Origin of the sequence: Marinobacter sediminicola (assembly GCF_031157525.1) — a bacterium.
GTDB lineage: Bacteria > Pseudomonadota > Gammaproteobacteria > Pseudomonadales > Oleiphilaceae > Marinobacter > Marinobacter sediminicola.
In genome coordinates, this window is the sequence record NZ_JAVIXR010000009.1 from 1 (window position 1) to 22,380 (window position 22,380).

Annotated in this window: 16 protein-coding genes; 11 read left to right on the forward strand and 5 right to left on the reverse strand. The window is 53.5% G+C overall.

Going from position 1 to position 22,380, the window contains the following annotated elements:
- The 7 genes from RG807_RS12760 to RG807_RS12790 form a co-directional block, all read left to right on the forward strand.
- Positions 1–864: type VI secretion system Vgr family protein (locus RG807_RS12760; RefSeq protein ID WP_309045223.1), on the forward strand; the 864-nt coding region annotated here is incomplete at its 5' end.
- Positions 861–1,421, forward strand: coding sequence for a DUF4123 domain-containing protein (locus RG807_RS12765; RefSeq protein WP_309045224.1), 561 nt, complete (start codon positions 861–863; stop codon positions 1,419–1,421). The genes RG807_RS12760 and RG807_RS12765, both read left to right, overlap by 4 nt.
- A 39-nt stretch (positions 1,422–1,460) precedes the next feature.
- Positions 1,461–5,591, forward strand: a complete 4,131-nt coding sequence (locus tag RG807_RS12770; protein WP_309045225.1) for a hypothetical protein — start codon at positions 1,461–1,463, stop codon at positions 5,589–5,591.
- On the forward strand, positions 5,584–6,720 hold the full coding sequence (locus RG807_RS12775) for a hypothetical protein (RefSeq protein WP_309045226.1): 1,137 nt from the start codon (positions 5,584–5,586) through the stop codon (positions 6,718–6,720). Before RG807_RS12770 ends, RG807_RS12775 begins: the two co-directional genes overlap by 8 nt.
- A gap of 120 nt (positions 6,721–6,840) precedes the next feature.
- The gene (locus RG807_RS12780; protein WP_309045227.1) at positions 6,841–7,908 is read left to right on the forward strand and encodes a hypothetical protein; all 1,068 of its coding nucleotides are present in this window, start codon (positions 6,841–6,843) and stop codon (positions 7,906–7,908) included.
- Between the two features lie 111 nt (positions 7,909–8,019).
- Positions 8,020–9,654 carry a hypothetical protein gene (locus tag RG807_RS12785; protein ID WP_309045228.1) on the forward strand — a complete coding sequence of 545 codons (1,635 nt, stop codon included), beginning with the start codon at positions 8,020–8,022 and terminating at the stop codon, positions 9,652–9,654.
- 77 nt (positions 9,655–9,731) lie between these two features.
- The gene (locus tag RG807_RS12790) at positions 9,732–9,926 is read left to right on the forward strand and encodes a hypothetical protein (RefSeq protein ID WP_309045229.1); all 195 of its coding nucleotides are present in this window, start codon (positions 9,732–9,734) and stop codon (positions 9,924–9,926) included.
- 80 nt (positions 9,927–10,006) lie between these two features.
- On the opposite strand, the gene RG807_RS12795 is transcribed toward RG807_RS12790, so the two are convergent.
- Genes RG807_RS12795 through RG807_RS12805 form a run of 3 tightly spaced genes read right to left on the reverse strand, consistent with a single transcriptional unit; the run spans position 10,007 to position 11,498 of the window.
- Complete coding sequence (locus RG807_RS12795) at positions 10,007–10,336, reverse strand: hypothetical protein (protein ID WP_309045230.1); 330 nt, start codon at positions 10,334–10,336, stop codon at positions 10,007–10,009.
- Positions 10,337–10,383: 47 nt separating this feature from the next.
- Positions 10,384–11,079, reverse strand: a complete 696-nt coding sequence (locus RG807_RS12800) for a PspA/IM30 family protein (RefSeq protein WP_309045231.1) — start codon at positions 11,077–11,079, stop codon at positions 10,384–10,386.
- Positions 11,080–11,093: 14 nt separating this feature from the next.
- Positions 11,094–11,498, reverse strand: a complete 405-nt coding sequence (locus tag RG807_RS12805) for a YjfI family protein (RefSeq protein ID WP_200370071.1) — start codon at positions 11,496–11,498, stop codon at positions 11,094–11,096.
- 205 nt (positions 11,499–11,703) lie between these two features.
- Between RG807_RS12805 and RG807_RS12810 the strand changes: the two genes are divergently transcribed.
- From RG807_RS12810 to RG807_RS12820, 3 genes are all read left to right on the forward strand, one after another.
- A complete protein-coding gene (locus RG807_RS12810; RefSeq protein WP_309045232.1) occupies positions 11,704–12,330 on the forward strand; it encodes a hypothetical protein in 627 nt (208 codons plus the stop codon).
- A gap of 43 nt (positions 12,331–12,373) precedes the next feature.
- A complete protein-coding gene (locus tag RG807_RS12815) occupies positions 12,374–14,443 on the forward strand; it encodes a flotillin family protein (protein ID WP_309045233.1) in 2,070 nt (689 codons plus the stop codon).
- A gap of 85 nt (positions 14,444–14,528) precedes the next feature.
- Positions 14,529–19,790: a DNA repair ATPase gene (locus RG807_RS12820; protein ID WP_309045234.1), complete on the forward strand. Its 5,262-nt coding sequence runs from the start codon at positions 14,529–14,531 to the stop codon at positions 19,788–19,790.
- A 29-nt stretch (positions 19,791–19,819) separates the two neighbouring features.
- Here the strand turns inward: RG807_RS12820 and RG807_RS12825 are convergent, their stop codons facing one another.
- Complete coding sequence (locus RG807_RS12825; protein WP_309045235.1) at positions 19,820–20,404, reverse strand: biotin transporter BioY; 585 nt, start codon at positions 20,402–20,404, stop codon at positions 19,820–19,822.
- Positions 20,405–20,449: 45 nt separating this feature from the next.
- Positions 20,450–21,544 (reverse strand): rhomboid family intramembrane serine protease, encoded by a 1,095-nt coding sequence (locus tag RG807_RS12830; protein WP_309045236.1) that lies wholly within the window; start codon positions 21,542–21,544, stop codon positions 20,450–20,452.
- Between the two features lie 230 nt (positions 21,545–21,774).
- Between RG807_RS12830 and RG807_RS12835 the strand changes: the two genes are divergently transcribed.
- Positions 21,775–22,215 carry a DUF4124 domain-containing protein gene (locus RG807_RS12835; RefSeq protein ID WP_309045237.1) on the forward strand — a complete coding sequence of 147 codons (441 nt, stop codon included), beginning with the start codon at positions 21,775–21,777 and terminating at the stop codon, positions 22,213–22,215.
- Positions 22,216–22,380: the final 165 nt, after the last annotated feature.

Here is a 22,380-nt window from a genome sequence, read left to right on the forward strand (position 1 = left end):
GGCCAGTATGGCTTCATGGCCCTGCCCAGAATCGGCAACGAAGTGATCGTCTCCTTCCTCGATGGCGACCCGGATCAGCCCATCATCACTGGCCGCACCTACCACGCCACCAACACACCGCCCTACGCGCTGCCGGAACACAAAACCCGCACCACCCTGAAAACCCAGACCCACAAAGGCGAGGGCAGCAACGAACTGCGGTTTGAAGACGAGGCGGATAAAGAGCAAATCTACATCCACGCCCAGAAAAACCTGGATCTGCTCACGGAAAACAACCGCACCGAAGTCATCAAAAATGACAGTCACCTGACCGTTGAGAACGACCGCTTTAGCCACGTAAAAGGCAGCAAACACCAAACCATCGACGGTGAAAAACGCGAACAAACCGGCAAAGACCACAGCTTCAGCGTAACCGGCTCCTTGCACCTGAAAGCGGGCACCGCCTGGCTCAGTGACTCTGGCACAGAACTGCACATCAAAGCCGGGCAGAAAGCGGTGATTGAAGCGGGTGCCGAAATCACCCTCAAAGCGGGTGGTAGCTTTTTGAAGATAGACCCCAGTGGTGTTGCTATCGGTGGGGCTTCTATAAAAATGAACGCTGGCGGTGCTTCGGGTAAGGGGAGCGGGCAGAAGGTTCAGGTGGCGGAGATGCCGGGGGTGGTCACGGCTGCAGGTGCAGTTGTTGCCCCGGTAGCTTTGGCAGAAACCAATCAACGAGTGGACGCTGAGCCCAAGGCCATAGTGGCTCACCGGCTGAAGCAGGGGCGAATGCAAAGAACCGGTGTTGTTGAGCAGTGCCAACAGCAGCCTGATGGTAGCTGTCCACTGGGAAATTGTCCTTGTGGTAAGAATCAGGCCGTATGAGTTCGAGAGAGGGCAGCCTGGCATTGGATAAACTAACGAATAACACGATCAGATACCTGGTTTTGGAGTCTGGCCAAAGAACTCCAATCATTCGGATGCTTTACGACCACGCAGAGAATCCGGAGTGGGTTTACCTGTTTGCAGATACAGAGTGGCAACTCTATTTGGCAGAAAGCCCGGTTATCCTGAAAGCTGCTCAGCAAAGCCCCGAATACCAGTGGGCTTTGGCAGGTTTGAAGAATGGCCAATTAAACGGCCTTATTCTGGAGTCAGAGGGTAGCTTTGAGTCGATAACCAAGTGGTTAAGAACACGACTAAAGGTGCGTTTTGATGGCCAGCGCCAAGGACTTTTACGAATTTACGATCCACAGATCTGGCACCAGTTAGCCCCCATCTCAAAACCTGGGGCGGATTTGGTTGAGCGGGTAATCTATTGGTTTGGCGAACCTGGGAGTGAGCGATGGCACACCACGGAATGGCCTGATCCGCTTACCATGTTCCCAGTGCCGACCCTGAGTGAGGCTCAGTGGCAGGCATTGAACTCCGCCAATCTTTGAATGTGAATTTACCGGTATAAAAAGCAAGGAATGACAGGGATGTCTGACAACAGTTCAAAACAGGTGCCCGCAAGTTGTGGCCCTGCGTGTGAAGGTGAATCGCTGATTGTTGAGGTGATTGGTAAGGAGCACCCGGAGGGGCATGCATTCCGAATCTTTGACGAGCCAAATGCAGTGCAGCTAGAAGACTTGGAAAACCGAGTAGCAGTGGAAGAACTGGAAGAGTCAGTTCTCCATATCTGGCCCTGGCATAAAGAGCCCAGCTGTAATCTGTGGCTTGAGGTCGATGCGGAGGAAGGCGGTCCCATTCGCGTACCTTTTTTGCGAAGTGCCATGAAGGTAAAGCGTCAAATCGAACGGCAACGCCATGTGATACTTCCTATCATTCCGACCACTTTGATATCGGGTGTGTCCCTGAAAGGCTCCAACCCAGCGCACCATGTAATGTCCCGGCCTGGGTTTATCTATCTGTTCCATGAGGGGGAGCTTTGGCGTGAACTTGAAGTTCGAATGGACGAGCATGGCGTTGCTTGGTACCACGATGTGGCGCTCCAGAACTATCGTCACGCAAATGGTAACTTCGAGCCTGGTTACCGGTCGGTAACCGGTGTGGCTCTGAGTGAGATATGGGTGCCTGCGCGAGTTGATGACAAGTGGGTCAACATTCACGCAGCTTATAGTGAGTCTCAGTGGCCGGGTGCGCGGGTCAATTATCTACAGGGAAAACCTCTTGCGAGGGTGGATCGTTGTAGCACTATTAGCATGGAGCTAGCAGAGCCAGCACATAAAGAAGGTAATAGTCAGACGGTTAATACAGGCTTTACCAATGCTTTTCTGGCAAACAGCCTCGCGCCACAAAGGAGCAGAAGCCCCTCAGTTGAGTGGCTGTTTGATCGTCCGGAAAAGTACCTCCTTGATCTCAAGGGTGAGTATGCAGAGTCGTCTGACCACTTGGCTGTTCAAGTGCACCAGCGGCAGGAAGACCCGGATCCAGATGATCCAGTACATGAGGACGAACGCCCGGAGATGACGGCGTTAGCAAAATGCCTTAGTAAAACTCTGAAAGAATTAGAAACTGCCTCTAAGGAAACGAAGGATAGTGGAGGGAGCGGTACCTTTGATTGGCCGGACAATACGCCAGCCGTTGAAGACTGTGTTAAGGATGCTCGTGATCGTTTAATTGGGGCTATCCAGCTGGATGATCCGATTGGAAGGCTTCGCTACCTGCAGCAGCGTCGTTTAGTGGCGACTTGGTTTACCAATGCTGCGGTGAGACGGGCAAAGGCACGTCCCTATTTTGAGTCCGCTTTGCTAATAAATGCTGCGGTTGTTCCGAGCAGTATTGGTGGTCAACGAAATCCACTGCATCAGCATATATCGGAGATAAGTGGTGAGGGCCGAAAGGAGTTGGAACGCTCCATTGCGGTTTCCGAGAGAAAGCTGGCAGTGGAGTATGGGAATAACCTGCAGGAGGATCTTTTGGGTCTGTTGCAGCGTAGTTGGGTGCAGCACAGTCTGGTGGACCTTTTCACCCACAGTGGGTATGACTACGCAGGTGCTTTCCATTTTGTTGGTTCGCTGATTAAGGAAGTGATAAGTGAGCCAGAAGAATGTGATGTATTGGCCGCTAGAGTGGAAGACACAAAGGTGGGAAAGGGTAAAAGTTGGCTCCTTGACTTTTGTAGCGCAGGGCACAGTCAATTGTTGTACTCATTACTTTTCCCTAAATTCCGCATCGAGGAACTGGCACGTCCCTATGAGCCTCCAGCCGAGCCGGATGAAAACTCTGGCGATGGTAGCTTCCGGGCCAGTGAACTAGCCTCTCTCGAAAACGAAGACCTTCCGGAGTTGGATCTTGTCGTGACGCGGGACGGTCTGGAACTTGCCGCAGCTGCCGAGGCCGGCGTCTTCTCAACGGCATTTGCTTCAAGCTTGAGGACAGGTGCCCAGTCGTTATTGAGTATTCATGGCAATTTATGGGGCGCGATTCAGAGTGCTAGCCAGTCCTTGGTCAGCGGCAATCAAAAGCTCAAAGATATCGATGCCCAACTCAAAGCGATGGAAGCGGACATGGATCGCTTGAGTCGTGAAAGAGCTAATGCCGAGAGGGCAAAAGTGGATGCTCAAGCCAAGGTTTTTGATGAATCTCGCTCACAGCGGCAGCAGGCTGAGTCGGCAGGCCGGAAGGCGGAAGAGAGCCTTAAGCACATAGCGGCAAAGGAATCGGAAATTAATCTGCGTGCAGAGAAACTGGTTCAACAGAAGCAGCAGCTATTTGCAAAGGCAACTACTGCTCAAATGAAGCTGTACGCAGGTTCGGTTCAGCAGCTTCGGGCTTCAATGCCGTTCTTGACAGGCAATGTCCGGCTGGAGCGTCTTTCAAAGGCTAAGCAAAAAGGTTACTACGTGATTGGCATATCTGGCATCGAGGAGCTTCCCGAAGAGGGCCGAGCCATCCGGATGTTTGGCGATATCACTGAGCTAAAAGAAGCGAACCTCCAGCCCCGGGCTTCCACCAGCCGAGCGCGGGCCACGGAACAGGGGTTGCCCTCCGGTAAAGCGTCGGAGGCGCTGGTACTGACCGTGCCAGAAAACGAGAAAATGGCAAAAATACTTAGACACTTGGGCGCGGCAGAAAAGCAGTACACAAATGCTCTGAAGGAATTGGGCATCTGGGAACGCTATGCTGCACAATCCTCGAATCTGTCGGCAGCAGCAACAGCCTTGGCAGTCCAAAGGATAGCGGATGCCGAGTTGAAACTGGAAAAGGCTTTAGCGAACTTCGAGAGGGTGGATGGCAGCTTGCAAGCTGCCAATGACGCCTTCGATGACCTGGAAACAAATAGAGCGTCCCTGGGTGCCGAAGTACGCGGATTTGAGGACGCAGCTAAGAAGACGGAAAACAGGCATCTTTACCGGGTGCTCAACTCGCCACTCTTGCCTGCGGCAGTTATGTTGATGGAGCTGCATAACGTGTCGAGTGTAGCAGCGTCCGTTAAGAGAGAGTGGCGAGCTAAAGGACAACTCACTGCTGTAAGCGGCGGGTTAAGCGCAGCGTTTGATATCGGTATTGCAACGGTCACAGTTATAGAGCGGTTTCTTCAGAATGTCGCACTTGTGGAAAGGATCTCCAGGCAGTTTTTGTCGCGGGAATGGGTCGGACCATTTGCGATGAGGCTAGGTGAGCGCCTTGGAGGTCCCCTTACTTGGGTCAAAGTATTTGGTGCAGTGGGCGGAATCCTGATGGCTGTAGACTATTCTCTGGATGCCAATTACTTGTATCGCATGGGAAATACTGGTGGATCGATTGGCGCGGGAATAGTGGCCGCGGGGGGGGTGGCATTAACGTTTTCCAGTTTGGCTGGGTCGGCGGGTTTATTGTTTCTGGGGCCTGCGGGCTGGCTTGCCCTTGGTGTGGTACTAGCGATCTCGGGCACGGCTATGATGGCATGGTTCAACGAAGAGTCTATAGAAATCTGGATGCGCCATGGTCCCTTTGGTTCAATGGCCGAGAAACCCTTCCTTAAGGAACCGCGGGAGGCCTACTACCGTCTTGTTAGTTTGCTAATGGGTATCAGTGTTTTGGTCGAGCCCAACCCACTGCGCGGCCAGGTACTGCGGGGTGAGTTGAACGAGAAGGACGAAGATAGACTGGCAGTGCTTCGCGAAGCAAACACCCGTCTACGAGTAGAAAGCGCCATCCCTGGCTTATTTAAGGATGCCGAGATGGTAGATGTGAAGCCATATCTGCGATTGGTAGAGACAAAATCCGAGCGGGGGTATTTGCTGGGATTGAGTGATATGTCCAACTCTAAAGTTACACTAGTCGAAGAAGAAAAGCTGAAAAGCTACGTATTGCGAGAGGAAGAATTTTATGGTGGAACCTACGTGTACCTGAAAACACCGCTTACACGCAGTACCAAATCACAGCGCTGGCTAGGTGCGGTCGAATTGAGTGAGACCTGGTCTTACCACTGGAATGTCCGGGTTCAGTTGCAGGTTAAGATGAAAGAAGATGAGGAGCCCCTGGTGTTTCCAGCCCCTGATCCGGAGGATCCTTTGGTATTTAACAAAGCCAATCAGGAGCATTCCCAGCCGGATTTCGGTGAAAAAGGGCGCCCTTTCTGGTATGACGAACAAGTCCGCTTTTATGGAAAGCTCAATGACTGAGGCATGTAGCTATTATGGCACCGAAGCATATAGATCTGATTCGTTTCCAGACCAACCTGTCCAGAAACAGGATTTCAACCACTCGAAACTGAGACGCTCAGCCGGTTATCGACTGCCTTGGGGTGGCACTAAGCATGTAATCCCGCCCATAGTAATGGAGCGCACGCCACCGAAAGCACTTCGCTACATCGAAAAAAATGGAGATCTGCTCGAGGGTAAAGGGTTTCAAGGTGAGTTCAGTCATGAATGCATTCGTTTTGCACGGCTTGCCTTACGGTCAAGGGTTGTCAATTTTCTCGAGGTAGGTGGAAAAATGACAGCCGTTTTGTTGACACCTTTTGTTTTGATTACCTATTTCATGTTTGTGTATTTACTTGGTCCAACCGAAACATGGCTTTCGGTATTTCAGGGGTTTTTACCAGCGATTTTTGGGGCCATCGTTTTGCCAGCTTTTGTGTGGCTGATTGCAAGGCTATCTTTCAAACTCTTCCCTCGATGGTTTGTGAAGAACGGCAGGGGGCCTGAGTGGGAACTTAATCGACGAACCGGGATGGTCACTTTGTGGCTGTATCCGCGCAAGTGGGCGTTCAGGAAACAAGGATCGCCTCAGATCATACAAGCTCCCTTTTATGAGTTTGACGGTTGGGTCATGGGCGGGGCTGATCGTTTTGGGACACGGTTCGACTTTGTATTGTGTCATCGTTACCAAAAGTTGAGTGTGCATATTGGTAACGACTTACTAAGCTGGCATCGCTTTCCCGACATGTGTTACGCATTTTGGGATTTTATCCAGAACTACATGGATGTGACGCGACCTTTACCTGACATGCCGGCCTTGGAGGCCTATCGCCATCTTGATCCAGTTACTGCTGAGCATGATCGAAGAAATAGAAGGGTCGCGCGTTACTGGAGGGACATGGACGACCGGTCTTTTGATCAGAAGGTGCGTCAAATGTTTGATGAGGTTAAACGAATCAACCCTGAGCAACGCCCAAACCTGATGGCAAAGAAGGTGCGCTATGCACACATGACGCCAGAGGACATGCTCGCCTACGGTCGTGGCTCAAGGAAGCCTCGCCAAGGCCGCTCTGGAACCAGAATAACCAGGCAGTCAGTTGAAAATACTTGAAGATATTAAAGGGAGCTTCTTTCCTGACAGGCTGTGGCGGGTACTTGGGCATGCGCTGGGTTCATGGCTTTTATATTTTTCCTCATGTTCCTCTACGGAATGTGAGTCAGCAACAAGTTCATGAAAATGTTGAGTAGTCAGTTTGGCGGCGTCAACGCCATTGAATACTATGGGCCCTTTGCCTACCGTCCCGAATCCATTCCACCGCAGAAAAATCAAACGGAAGAACTAAACCGCACTGGCTTGGATCGATCTGCCAGTCTCCGGTTGCCCTGGAGTAATACCCGGGAGGTTATGCCACCTCCTTTTATGTCCAGAAATCCCCCCAAGAAACTGCGTAGGCTGGAGAAGAAGGAAGACCTGGCAGACAAGCACGGCCTTTACGTTGAGAACAGTCACGAATGTTTTCGGCATGCGCCTTTGGCGTTTCAGGCACGCTTTTTCGACATGATGAGTGTATTGGGAAAGCTTTGGGCATACCTCGTTTCACCAATGTATGTGATAGTTTTGATATTGACGTCTCCGCTGGTTGGAAGCAGAAACGAGAGCTGGCCCGAATACATTCAAGGCTTGATGGTGCTGCCAAACTTAGTACTTCTCGGGGGGGGATGGCTCGCGCTTTTAGTATCCACATTGGCCTTCCGCCTCTTCCCCAAATGGCTCCATCAAAACGGCCGGGGCCCCGAGTGGGAGTTCAACCGGCGTACCGGAATGATCAAGGTCTGGCAATATTCCCGGAAGCTCCCCTTCCTGCCCAGAAAACCCCCAGTTGTCATCGAAAAACCTTTCTATGAGTTCGACGCATGGTGCTGTGCGCGGGTAGACCGGTTTGGCACTCTGTTTGATCTGGTGTTGTCTCATCGCTATAGCAAGCTGGACGTAACGGTCGGCGATATTCTGGGTGCCCACGGCAGCGCCACTATGTGTTACGCCTACTGGGACTTTATCCAGAACTACATGGACGTGACCCGCCCTCTGCCAGAGATGCCCATGCTGGAGAAGTACCGCCCGCTGGATCCGGTCACTTCGGAACATGACCAGCAGACTGGCCGTCTTCCTCGTTACTGGCGGGATATGGACGACCAGACCTTCAAGAAAAAAGTGGATCGGATGTTTACAGATGTCACCATCATTAATACGGCTCAGCGGCCGAACTTGATGGAAGAGAAATTGAGTTACGCCTCGTGAGCCTAACAAACATCCGAATTACGATTTGGGTGATTAGTATTTATGTTTTTTTTGAAACCAAGCTCACGGCGAAAAGAATGGCCATAAACTAGAGAGCAAAAACTAAGAATCATGGAAGATTCATTTGTACCAATAGAGAGCGCCTTCACCGACCTTATCGCTAGTGAAAACCACATAGGCCTGATAAGGGACTGGCGAGACGTTATCTTTCACACGCTATTTGCAAAAAAACGACACGATCTGGAATTACCTGTCTTGCTACCCATCGAAGACGGACGATGCTTCATCGGTAGCCCAGACCCGGTAGCGGCCCGGGCAGCTATCAAAGACTTCAGTTTCGATGAAGAGCTGGACATTTTTGTCAAACCGGTTCCCTTGGGAGAGCTTGCTAGGAATGCGTTCCTTTTAGGTGCGTGGCTCTGCTGGGCCGGATCCAACGTAATCATGAACACGTCACTGATGCATTTAATCGGAATGAAGGCTCTCAAGCAGGAGCCTTCAGGTCAGGAGCGTTTGTATCAGGCGAAAATCCATGAGCTTCAAAACCCGGGCGGGCTTGTCGAGATAATCAAGGCGCAAAGCTGGGTCATCAGCACCGTGTCTGGGGATTCGGCTACCGAAGTGGCGCGAGAAGATCTTATCTTCGATGATCGGGGGCTTGTGGTGTTTGGGCCTGGCCTTGGCGCACCAGGTGGTGCCAAAAATCGTAGCGAGTTGCCCGCTGAAGAGCAGGCGCTGTTTGATTGGTGGGCTGAACCTTTATACGACTATGCCGCGTTGAAGGAGGGGAGTGAAAGAGAGAACGGAGCGGATGAAAATGCCAAAAGCGTAGACACTTACGTCCCGGCCCCTGCCATCGTTGACGAAGAACATCTTCGTTCTTTCTATGATCTTGAACGTGCTGTTCATAATCAAATCATGCCGGATGCCACCAAGCTGCAATTGGAAGTTATTGAAGACCAGGTGATTCCTGAAGTAGAAGAGCAGGATAGCGATGAACTTTTGAGAGTGGATGGGCGGCGGTTCCGTATCTTGTTTGCCGACCATCCCGAGTGGAGCTTGCCCTTGGGCGGGGATGGGCTCGCCATGACGGATTACACCGGGGAGGTTTGGCTGCCCCAGGAGCCTGGTGTCCATGATGTGCCGGAACACTTGAGGTCGCGACTTATAAGGGCGATTGCCTGGGTGTTGTTTTGGCAAGGGCGAGACCCGGGAAAGCCTGCGCATCTGGTGTTAGGCCAGTTCGAAGGCGTTAAGCCGTTTTGTCCTGATAACATGAATCGCCTCTTCGTTCCGGATGCGACCGACGGACGTTTTCCTGTCCTGGCTTGCATGCCGTGTGGTGCGCAGCAGGTTCCCGTGCTTGTTCACGGTGAAGTACCTGAGGGTTACGTCTGTGAAGTTCTAGAAGAGTGCCGGGTTCCCGCTTCGGATCTTCCCCGCGGATTAGTCGGGCGGGATTCTCTGTTGGTTAACGGCTCGGTGCCCTTCGTTTCCATGTGTGCGTTTCTGGTGGTACCTGTTGCCGCAATCGAGTTTCCCAAAGATTGGTATGCCGGCATCCGGACGTCCAACACTCAGCTAATCTCGGACTTTGAATACTATCTTGCGAAACAGGGCCTGAGTGATCAGGCCAAGCTGGATGTGCAAGGTAGCAAAGACCCCAACGGCATTGCTGGGGTCTTCTGGGCATGCGCTGGGTTCATGGCTTTTATATTTTTGCTCATGGTCCTCTATGGAATATGAGTCGGGGCACAAGCGGGAGTCTGATCCGGTCTGACCCAAGGGATCGAGTTTTTCATAAGCGATGGAAGCGCATGATCATGGAAGAAAAATCAGTTGCCTGTATTGAAGAGTTCGGCAGGCTTGTTGTCGCCAGAGACTACGTTTCACTGGTGCGTGAGTGGCAAGCTCACACTTTTTATGCCGTGTTTGTAAACAATGGCTGTGAGGGAGAGCTACCTGCCTTGGTGGAGGTGCACGATCATTTGGCCTTCCTCGCTGGCACAGCTCCTTGAACTGCCGGCGAATTAAACACCGCAACCAACGCGATCTTTCTCGGCATATATTCCGTTCCGAGGTCTGGCGAAACTGGCTGTCACTCAGATTCGGTCAGATAATTACGGGCAAACACCTGTAAATCCTCCGAGACACGCTGGCGGATAGTCGCCCGATCTTGCGGGCCAAGGCCGTATTTGCGGGCCAGCAATTCGAAGTCTTCATCTTTCAGGGTAATGGTCAAACGCGGCCTTGCCCGGGTTTTCTGATAGGGCAGTTCCAGAACTTTGCGCACCATGTCGGAGGTGGTCATGTTCTGTATTGCCGCAGAGACCCGAAAGGCGCGCTGAATGTCGTTGGAGAGGTCGAAGGCCATTTGTACGGCCTGAACGGCCTGCTCCTCTTTAGACCAATCCGGTTTATTTGCCATGGGAGTAACCTGAAGAATTACGCCCCCGGAGTTCGGGGGCGCAGGGCTTACTGTGCGGGGCTGTCTTTGAGTCGAGCCAGCACGTTGTCGATTGCATCTTGTTCGCCGTCAATACCGGCGGCTTTCAGCTTTTCATCCAGGTCGGCGCCTGTGAGTTCTTTTTCCAGAGTGGCACTGGCGGTCTGGCGGTCTTCTTCCCGGGCCTGGCGCTCGCGAATGCGCTCAAGGGTTTCCTTGGCGGTGTTCAGCGAGGACTTCTGGCTGTTGATGTTTGTATCAATCTGAGCAGTGGTGCGAAGCACGCGCTCATTGGTCTTCACCACTTGCAGTTCCCGGCGGTAATCGGCCAGTTGCTTCTCAGCCCGCTGAACGCGCTCTTTCAGGCCGGCAATCCGCTGCTGCAGCAATTCGCGGGTTTGGGTCAGCTCTACTGCGCGGCGTTCGTGGCCAACAATGCGTTCAGCCACTTCTCTGGCCAGGTCTTCCTGGCCGGCGGCAATGGACTTGCGGGCATCCTGTTCGCGTTTGCTGGCGTTGTCCTGCTCAGAGCGAATTTGCCGGGCCAAAGAGGCAGATTCGGCCATCAGTGCAGCCAGTTCCTGTTTAGCCTGCTTTAGTTCCTGCTCGGAGTCTCGCAGTTCCTGTTCCAGAATGCGGTTGCCCTGGCCGTCGACTACGGCTTCGCCCAGTTCATTAACGCCACCGCGCATGGCGGTCAGAAGTTTGTTCAGTATGGATCTCATGTCTCAGCCCTCAGTTAAGCCAGGTAGTCTTCAAATGTCTGTAACAGGTCGATGGCATTCTCTGCCAGCGTCACCAGTTCCTGCATGATTTCGGCTGCGCCGGAGGTGGGGCTGAGAGCGCCATATACCACGTAGTGATCACCGGTTTTTCCCAGTGAGCTCAGGGGCATGGGTACACTGAGTCGCAGCATGTTTTCATGCAGTTCATTCAGGCGCTCCGGGTTCAGTTCCTGCTCATCAAAAAGATACGCAAGGCACAGAATTTGAGTGTCGGTTACGGTAAGGTACACCGGCGTTTCTTCTGCACCGGAAACCGTTACCTGAAGCACCGGTTCGTCCCCGGTTATGGGCATAACATCGAAGCGTCGGCCGGCATGGGTAGAATCACCCAGGGCCAGGGTGAGAGTTTGAATATCCACAAATAGCTCCTTCCTGTGGCGGTGAATCGGTTCGGCCGATCCGGACGAACCTTGTCCTGTCGCTTGACATTTTATGTCAATAATTAGAGTCTATACTTCGCAATTAAACATTTGCAAGGATTAGTTTGTTTGCGTTATAACGGCGCTCTCGTTTGACACAAACTGTCAATTATTGGGTTTACCAGAAAGGATAATCTGGTCGCGTATGGAAACGTTCTTCGCTGTAGCCTTCTCCTTTCCAACGGTAGTTTTCTCCGTTCTGTTGTGTGTGGCCATTCTTTATTGGCTGATATCCTTGCTTGGTATGGGCGATATAGACGCAGACGGCGACATTGATGCCGGTGGCGATTTCAGTGGCCTGATGGTTACCCTCGGCCTGCAAGGTGTTCCCCTGCCTTTGGTGCTCACGCTGTTGTTCCTGTTTGGTTGGCTGGCCAGCTACTTTGTTGATCTTGTTTTTGGCCCTCTTATTCCGGCAGGCTTGTTGCATTGGCTATACGGAGCGGCTGTTATTGTTTCGGCGCTTGTTGCCTCAGTGCTGATAACGTCGGTCGTTGTACGCCCGCTTCGTCCCCTGTTTCGCCGTGCATTTTTGCAGCCCCTTCAAAAGCGGATTGTTGGCACCCCCTGTGTGGTGATTTCTTCACGGGTTACCGAAACCTCTGGTCGTGGCGAAACTGTTCTGGATGGCGCCCATCTTGTGCTTCAAATACGTAGCCACTCCGCGCTTTCCCGTCGGGAGAGGGCCGTCATTATTGAACATATTCCGGATAAGAATGCCTGGTGGGTTGTTCCGGAATCCGAATTCCATTCCGGTGGCTCCACCGGATAACCCCGCACTCACTTATTTAAAACCAGCTCAGGAGAATGACTAAATGGACTTATCGTGGATGATGCCGGTACTAACGACCGTCGGCGTTGTGGTCTTGCTGATATTGGGCGTGCTGACCCTGTTCAAGGCGTTCTATCGCAAAGTGGATCAGGGCCAGGCTCTGATTGTGAACGACCTGTCGCCCACGCCAAAGGTGTACTTCACCGGCGCCATGGTGCTGCCGGTAATTCACCGCGCCGAGACCATGAAAATCTCGGTCATTACCCTGGAGCTGAACCGCACCGGTAAAGAAGGGCTGATCTGTAAAGACAACCTGCGTGCCGATATTACCGTTGCTTTTTACCTGCGGGTAAACGAAACCTCGGAAGATGTGTTGCGGGTAGCCAAGTCTGTGGGTGTTGGCCGTGCTTCTGACCGCAATGCGGTAAACGAGTTGTTCAATGCCAAGTTCAGTGAAGCGTTGAAGACGGTTGGTAAGAAGCTGGAGTTTATGCAGCTTTTTGAAGAGCGCCAACACTTCCGCGATTCCATCATTGAAACCATTGGCGAAGATCTTAACGGCTACATCCTTGAAGACGTCGCCATCGACTATCTGGAACAAACGCCGAAAACCTCTCTGGATCCCAACAATATTCTCGATTCCGAGGGTATTAAGCGGATTACTGAAATCACCGCATTCCATAATGTGGAGACAAACCGTTTAGAGCGCGATCAGGAGCTGGAGATTCAGCGTAAAAACGTTTCTGCTCGCGAGGCCTCGCTGGAACTGGAGCGCAGCCAGGCGGATGCCGAAGCGCGTCAGCGTCGTGAGATTGAAACCCTGCAAGCTCGCGAAACATCCGAAACTGAGCAGGTGCGTGAACAGGAACGCGCCCGTGCCGAAGCTGCCCGCATCAAGACAGACGAAGAGCTGGCCATTGCGGAAGAGAACAAGCAGCGCCAGATTGAAATGGCCATGAAAGCCCGCGAGCGTGCGGTTCAAATTGAAGAGGTGCGCATTCGCCAGGCCCGGGAGCTGGAAGATGTAAACCGTGAACGAGCGGTAGAAATCGAGCGCATCGGTATGGAGAAGGCGCTTGAAGGCGAGCGTAAGGAAATTGCGGATATCACGAGCCAGCGTATTGCGGTGGAGCGTAATGTTGCGGAAGAGGAAGAGAACATCAAGGATGTTCGTAACCGTTCGCAAGCTGAGCGCCTGAAGGTTACAAAAGTGGTCGCGGCAGAGGCCGACGCCGATGAACTCAAGCTCAAGGACGTAAAGGCGGCAGAAGCTGCGTTTGAGCGCTCCAAGCTGGAAGCTGAACAGATTCGAGTTACCGCCCAGGCGGAATTGGATGCTGCAGAGAAAGAATCCATTGCCGATGAAAAGCGGGCTCGTGGTCGTCAGGCCTTGTCTGCGTCTGACGGGCTGGCGGAAGCCCAGGTTAAGGAAGCTCAGGCTTCGGCTATTAGGGCTGATGGTATCGCCCGTGCCGACGTTAAATCGGCCACTGCCAAAGCCGATGAAGAAGCCGGCATGGCAGAGATTCGGGTTCTTGAGCAGCGCCTTGAAACTGAAGCTATGGGTGAAGAAAAGCTGGGTCTGGCGAAAGCGGATGCTCGCAAAGCCATGGTATTGGCAGAGGCTGATGGTGAGGCAAGAATGGGTCACGCCAAAGCAGATACTCACAAAGCTATGGTGCTGGCAGAGGCCGAAGGTGAAGACCGCATGGGCCATGCCAAAGCAGGTGCCCGCGAGGCAATGGCCAAGGCAGAAGCGTCTGGCCTGGTAGAGAAACTTAAAGCCTATAACAACATGTCTGAAGAAGCCCGCCACTTTGAAGAATTCCGCATGAACCTGGAAGTTCATGAGAAGGAAGTGCTGGCGAGGATTGAGGCCCAGCAGACAGGCATTCTGGAGAATGGCCGGGTAATGGCCGCCGCTCTGAAGGACGCCAAGTTTGAAATGATCGGCGGCGACGGCGGTATCTTCGACAAGTTCGCCCAAGGCCTTGGTTATGGCAAGAGCGTACAGGGCGTGCTGGATAATGCCCCGTCACTGCAGGCGGCTTTGGCAGGTATCGCCGGGCGTATTGCAGCGGACAAGCCTAGTAAAGCCTCTGAAACTGCATAAAACCCCGGGCACCACCTGCGCCTGAATCGGCGTAGGTGGTGCCTATCTCGTTCAGATTTTCCCCCTTTGTTCAGGATGATTTGGTATGTCGACGGATCGCACCGGCCTCGAGAGCATTGTTCAGGAAGGTTCTGCCTTCGAAACCATTCAGCGTCGCCTGAAAGAGCAGGGCGGTCAGCTTCGCGAGCAGGTGTCGGGGCTGAATCAGGCCCGGGAAGATATTTTCGGAAGCGCTGGCATGAACGTGCTGGGGCGTGCCCGGGTCAGAACTGAAAACAACGCCATAGCACGGGATGTTGTGCGCCTTGGTGACAAGCTGTTGTTTGGTTTTAACCTGCAACTGGGGTTACGCAAAACCCTGGAGCTTGAGGATGTCTTCTGCCTGTATCACCTGAACGATGGTGACGGCGGCTTTGAAATGACAGAGGCCGCGATTGAGGGCACTTTCCTGAAAGATGGCCGCTTTGCCACCGACTTTCGGGAACTTCAGCAATATTACAACACCGCCACTCTGTCTCAGCTGACGATCCTTAAAGGCATGCTGCTGATGGTATTTCGCATCGGTGACAAGCTCAGTGATCTGCGGGTATTTCGCTGGGAGCTGAAGCCTGATGGTGAGGTAAACCGCTACATAGACAACCGGGGCGAGCGTGATCTTACCTTTCCCGACAGGTTCAGTTTTCCATGGAAGACGGTTGGTCGTGACTGTCAGGTGCAGGGGCGGTCTCCGCACCTGAATATCGCCGACACCCTGTTTGTGGATAATCTCCGGGGCGAGATTACCTTCAAGGTAGAGAACAACACCGCTACGGGCGAAGGCATCTATGCAGATCCGGTAGACTCTGATTCCCAGTCCCTGGACGATGCCACCTTTGATTACGCCGATCTGGGTGAAATCCTTCTGGTGCGCATCCTGCCGTTTAATGAAAAACACTGGCGCTATTATCTGTTTAACCGCACCCAGCGGAAAGTTGAGCGGGTCGATAGCATGGCCGGCTCTGTGGTGCCGCTTCCGGATAACCACGGTCTCATCTTCCCGTCAGGGTATTACCTCACCACAGGCGAGCTGAAAACCTTTCAGATTCCGGAAGGGGATTTCCGGCTCAAGCGCTCATTGCGAGCGCCCAACGGTGAGGATGTGCTTTACGTGTTTTTCGAGCAGCTCACCGGGCAGGTGATTCTGTTCCGCTACAACCTGATCCGCAAACAGGCCGATGTGCCGCTGATAGGTCATGGTTTTGCGCTCTTTGAAAACGGCCATCTGGTGGTTTTCAGCGCCGACAACGAGCCCACTCTCGTTCATCCGTTGCAGGTTTGGGAAACGCCCTTCACCTCCGAGAACTTCCACGCCCAGGCCAGCGTTGCCAACGACTCGGAACTGGCGCGCATCGGCAACCCGGATTTGGTTCGCGGCATCGCCGAGCTGAACACGGTGATTACTCTGGTGGAAGCCAAGGGCGCCAGTGAGCGTCATTTCACCGCTTTGATTCGTACAGTAGACCGCGTTCTCGACCAGTTTTACTGGCTGACTGCGAGGCAGGATGAAGCCTTGTTTTCGGGCCTGCATGAGCAGCTCTCCACCATTCGCAACACGGCCGAACTGGTGCTGGATGAGTATGAGAAAGTCCAGAGCATCCGGGCACAGACGGAAGCTGCAATCAGTGAAGTGGCAGATGTTCAAAGTGCCTTGATGCGAGACCTGAAACCGGACAGCTGGAAAGCACCGGATCAGTTTGTGGGGTACCTGGCCAGGCTTCGGGAACACCGGGGCCGGGTGCGAACGCTCAAGGATCGTCGTTACGTAGACGAAGCACGAATAGATGGCCTTGAGCAGGAGTTGGCGGATGCAGAGGAACGCCTGACTGAACGCACCTTCCGTTTTTTGGCCTCCCCCGAAGCGCTGGAGGGCTACCGCAATACCCTGGCAGAACTGCAGGCGGAGCTGGCCAGTGCAGAAAGCCGGGATGCCCTGAAAAAGATTGTGGAGCGTTACCGGGAGCTGACCACCGGGCTGGATATGATTCAGGGCATGCTGGCCTCTATGGCGGGTGATGACGCTGCGCTGGAAACCGCCATAACCGACAATATTTCAGGCATATATGCCAGCATCAACCAACAACGCTCGGAAGCGGAAATTCGCCTGAAAGAGCAGGGCAGTGCCGAAGCTCGCGCCCAGTTTGCAGCTCGCATCCGATTGTTTGAACAAAGCCTGGCCAACGGTGTCAGCGCGCTTTCCGATGTGCGGGAATGCGATGGCCTGATGACCCGCATGCTCGACCAGTTGCAGGAACTGGAAAGTCAGTTTGGCGAGTACGATGAGTTCCTGGCTGCGATTCTGGAACAGCGTGAAAACGCCCACGAAAGCATTGAAGCCCGGCGCCAGCAGTTGCAGGACCAACGGCAGCGCCGTGTAACCACACTCGCGGACGCCGCTGAGCGCATACTGAAAAACGTCAATCGCCGTACTGAACGCTTTACCACGGTGGAAGAACTGCATGCCTTCTTTGCTTCCGATGCCATGGTGGCGCGCCTGCGCAGCATGGCAAAGGAGTTGCGGGAGCTGGGCGCGGCCATGGAAGCCGATGATTGCCTGGGGCAGTTGAAAGCCGCCCAGGACACGGCCCTGAGAAGTGTGCGGGACAAAGCCGATATCTTTGAGGATGGCGGTGCTGTTATCCGGCTTGGCAAGCACAAGTTCAGTGTGAACCAGCAGGAGCTGGATCTTACCCTGATCCCCCGCGATGACCATGTACTGCTGCACCTGACCGGTACCCAGTATTACGAGCGGCTGGACGAACCGGAACTTGATCGCCTTCGGGGCTACTGGAACATGAGCCAGCCGTCGGAATCCGGCAAGGTTTTCCGGGGGGAGTATCTGGCGGCTCTAGTGATTGAAGAATTCCGGAAATCACGGAATTTACCGGTTAACGTCGCCGATATTGAAGAACTTACTGGCTATATCCGCACATTTGCATCGCCCCGTTACCGCGAAGGCTATGAAAAGGGCATCCACGATCACGATGCCGCGCTGATTGTCAGCACCCTTTGGCCCGCCATTCAAAATGCCGGTTTGCTGCGCTTCAGCCCTAATGCAAGGGCGCTGGCGATGCTGTTCTGGGCGCAACTGGGCCAGCAGCAGGTTCACGCTCAACAGCTACGCTCCCGTTGTTTGTCTGCCGGCATACTCAGCCGCATGATGCAGTCCAGTGAATTGCTGCAGGCTCTGGAACAGGAAGTTGGGCCAAAACTGTCAGAGTTTGTTGAGACTAATGGTCTCACCATGACTGAAAAAGGCAGTGCCGAACGCACACTGTTGAAATCAGCCGCTGAGTACCTGGTTTTGCAACTGGCAGAAGAATCGGAAATCTTCGAGATCACCCGCTATGCCGGTGAGCTGGCGGAAGGCTTTACCGAAGCCCTGAAGCATGATAACCAGTTTGCCCAATACCAGAACGCCCTGAATGTTGTTACCGACCAGCCGGCTGCACGCTGGAGCATCACCCGCCACTGGCTGAAAGCCTGGATGGGCAAAACAGAGCGGCAACATCTGTTGCATTACCTGCCGGAAGTGGTGGCGGTACTGAATGTCGGGGAGGCTATCACCACGGCGGTACGCAGTGTGGAACTGGCGTTTGAGGTTGATGGGCTGCTGGGCCAGCATGCCAATATCAACGAACGTTCCCTGAGCCTGCAACTGGATGAATACGAAGAACGCCTGCGCTATCACCGGCAGGAGATTATTCCCGGCTGGCAACAGTTGCAAGATGTTCGCCATAGCGTGCTGGAAAAATGGCGCGACCAATTGCGTTTGGACGAATACCGGCCCCGGCCGCTCTCTTCATTTGTCCGCAACAAGCTGATCAGCGAAAGCTACCTGCCGATCATTGGCGACAACTTGGCCAAGCAGATGGGCACCGCTGGCGAAGACCGGCGCACCGACCAGTCCGGCCTGTTAATGATGATCTCGCCGCCGGGTTACGGTAAAACCACCTTGATGGAATACGTCGCCAATCGGCTGGGCCTGATCTTCATGAAGATCAACTGCCCCAGTTTGGGCCACGATGTCACCTCTCTGGATCCGGAGAAGGCACCGCACTCCACAGCGAAGGCAGAGCTCGTCAAGCTCAACCTGGCTCTGGAAATGGGTAATAACGTGATGCTGTATCTGGATGATATCCAGCACACCCATCCCGAATTCCTGCAGAAGTTCATTTCCCTGTGTGACGGCACCCGGCGCATTGAAGGCGTATGGCGTGGCCGCACCAGCACTTATGACATGCGGGGCAAGCGCTTCTGCGTAGTCATGGCCGGTAACCCCTACACGGAAAGCGGCGAAGTGTTCAAAGTGCCGGACATGCTGGCAAACCGTGCGGACATCTACAACCTGGGCGATGTGCTGTCGGGTATGGAGTACGCCTTCGAATTGTCCTATATCGAGAACAGCCTCAGTGCCAACCGGGTGCTGGCACCCCTGGCCACCCGCGGCATGGCAGACTTCTACCGGTTTGCGGATCTGGCGGAAGGCAAGGCTGTGGCAGATTCAGACTTCGAGCACGATTACAGCGCCGCCGAACGGGATGAAATCGTATCCCTACTGGAGAAAATGATGCGCGTGCGGGAAACCGTGCTGCGGGTGAACCAGGCATACATTGCTTCCAGCGCCCAAGCCGAGGCCTATCGCACGGAGCCCACGTTCAAGTTGCAGGGCAGCTATCGGAACATGAACAAGCTGGCGGAAAAACTGTCGCCGGTGATGAGTGATAAAGAGCTGGAAGCCCTGATAGATGATCATTACCAGGGTGAATCCCAACTGCTGACCCAGGGCGCAGAAGAGAACCTGCTTAAACTCAAGCAAATGCGCGGCACCATGACCGAAGCCGAAGCGGCCCGCTGGCAGGCTATCTGTGAAGAATATCGCCGGCGCCAACAAGCGGGAGGCGATGAGGAAACCGGCGTTAAAGTTGTACGCCAACTCGGCCTCATAGCGGAACAAATGCAGCAGTTGGGGCAACAACTGGTCGCGGGTATGGCGAGCAGGAAAGACTCGGAACCAGACCTGAATAAGGCACTCGGCGAACTGTCCCGCTCCCTCGAGACCGGTCTGGCCGAAGGCTTGCAGTCCGTGCGGTTGAACCCGGCAGTAACGGTAAACCTCGACAGTCCACCGCAGGTAGGTGAAGCCCTCACAGCCTTCGCCCGAATCTTTGAAGAGTCCATTGTTCCACTGGTAAAACTCATGGATGGCAAGCTGGGGCTGGATCTGAAGACCCAGCGGGAAATGAGTCGGGTTTTGCGGGTGATTGGTGAGTTGCAAGAATCCGTAATAGGGCGAGAGTCCGGGAAATGAGTGTTGATACTTGAGATTTATATGGGGCTCTACAGGTTAGGGCCCCGGAATCTCAGCAAACGATCAACAACCAGAATCGTACCAACTGCAAGGGCCGACTTTATAACGCCCCCAAGCAAGAACGGCAGAACACCTTTCAGGAATGCTTTTTCTGGCCCAATGGTAAATGACAACCATGTCCCACCAAACCCAAGGCAAACGGTATGGCCCAATAGCATCGCCAGGAAGGCCAGAACAATATTTTTCGTGTTCCAGCCACGCTCAAAAAGCAAACCAACCACGGCAACGGCCAGTGGGAATGCAAACAGGTAGCCAGCGGTTGGGCCAGAGAAGTAATCCAGCCCGCTGGAGCCCCCGGCAAGAACCGGAAGCCCCAGAGCTCCGAGGCTCAGCCACAGGATTGTTGAGGCGGCACCAAGTTTCCAGCCGAGAAGTCCTGCAGCAGTGAGGAGTGCATAGGTTTGCGCGGTGATAGGTACCGGCACCATAGGTATCTCGATGTAGGATGCTACAGATAAGCACAGAGCTGTGATTACGATGGCAACCAGTTTCCAGCTTACTGACTGGCTATTTGGATCAAGAGGGCTGAAGCTTTGGCTTGGTACAGGTGTCATCATTTTTCCTTGTTTAGAATGTTGTTTCTCAATGAGTCATGCATCTCACCGACGCACCACAGCCTCTGGTTGGTTCAGCATTGCAATTAGTGGGTTCTTTCTTAGCACATAATCTTTGAGCAAGTAGCCTAGCAACAATCCAAGGCCAAACCCGCCCAAATGTGCGACCCAAGCCACACCGCCTTGGCCGGAGACCATACCCGCAATATTGATCAGGCTCCAGATCAGGAAGTACCAATGGGGTGCGAGCTTCTTCTGGTAAATAATAATCATGAAAGTCAGGCTGGCATGGCGGAACCACACCAGATAGAGGCCGAACAGGGCGGCAATCGCACCACTGGCGCCAACCAATAACAAAGGACCTTGGCTGGTATTGAACAGCAGCAATTCAGCCAAGGCTGCCATTATGCCGGCAAACAAGTAGATCACCAGAAACGCGCCGTGTCCCAGCGCGTCTTCAAGGTTGTCGCCAATAATCCACAGGAAGTACATGTTGCCAACCAGATGCATCAGCCCGCCGTGCACAAACTGGTAGGCCAGAAGTTGCAGCACAAAGTGTGCGGGGTTTTGGGTATCCGAGTTCAAAGCCAGGTTGGCAAAGATCCACTCATTGGCCTCTGGAGACAGCACGCCAACACCAAAGATCAGGCTGCACAGAACCACCAGTGAGCGAGTGACCCAGGGCGTGCGCTGCGGCGCAACGTTGTATTCCGCGGGCATGGCTGTCAGAAATTGGAACAGCCAGGATTTCCAGGACACTTTTTGATTCAGATCCGTAAGCGCCTGCTTCAGTTTGGGTGAATGCATTACCTGATCAATTTCATGCTTGTCGAGCCAAACGCCATCGCAAGCCGGGCAGCAATCAATCTCGGTGGTGTAGTGCACCAACAACTGATAGTTGGTCATGGAAACGCGGCAACTGATACATATGCGTTCGCTCACACGAAGCGCGGGCCCCAGGTGAAGCTCGTGATCGTATTGGTCTATGCAATCGTGTTCTTGAGCAATGGCCTGGTTTAGCGAGCCATCTTCAAACCACAATCCTTGGCATTGACTGCAGCCAAGTATGGCGGGGTTGCTGGTGGGTTTCAGGGTTTTGGCTGCACATGAAGGGCAATGACGGGCGCGGGGTTGCGGCATGAAATCCTTTTCCTGGTTTAACGGTGTTTCTGTAGTAACTCCGGAGCCTTCCGGAGCGAGCTGTTCCAAATCCTAATTTTCATTGTAATGGTCTGCGTATGCGTGGCCCAGTACTTTTAGTAAAGCGGATGAGGTTGATTTTCTGTTGACCATAATAATGCGCGTGCGGGAAACTGCATTGAAGATAAACACAGGTTTATGTGGCTCTCGTAAAATCAGGAACAAACTAAATGAAAGGACTCGTAATACCGCTATTATTCGCGGCCTCTATTTCCCACGCAGGGACCTATCGCTGGGTAGATGAGAACGGTCAGACTCACTTCGGTGATCGGCCTCCAACTAACGCAGTCACGAACGAAGTGCGGCTCGAATCGGCTCAGCCACCTATTGACACCAAAGCTCATGAGCGGAAGCAGCGAGTAAATGAGTTCCTTCAGCAAACGGAAAAGGAACGAGCAGCCCGGAAAGATGCCGAGGCTCGACAGGAGGCGCAAGCTGCAAAGCTTCGGGATCATTGCGCACGCATGGAGGCGCGACTGAAACATCTGAATAATGTTTCGGGGATTTATCGGCTGAATAAAGATGGTGAGCGGGTCTTTGTAAACGATGAAGAAAACGAGCGTATCCGTGAAGAATTTCGAGCCCGTGTGCACAGCGAATGTAATAGTTGAACCGGAATGGTTGCAGTCTCGTGGCTCGGTTCCAAATAGATCAGTAATGCGACAAGGCGCTACCATAGGTACACTATCAGGCCTGTGCGCCGGTCGAAGCGTTCGGTGGCACCTCCAATCAAACTGGCAGATTCCGTGATTACTGCCGGCTGACAGGTTACGGAT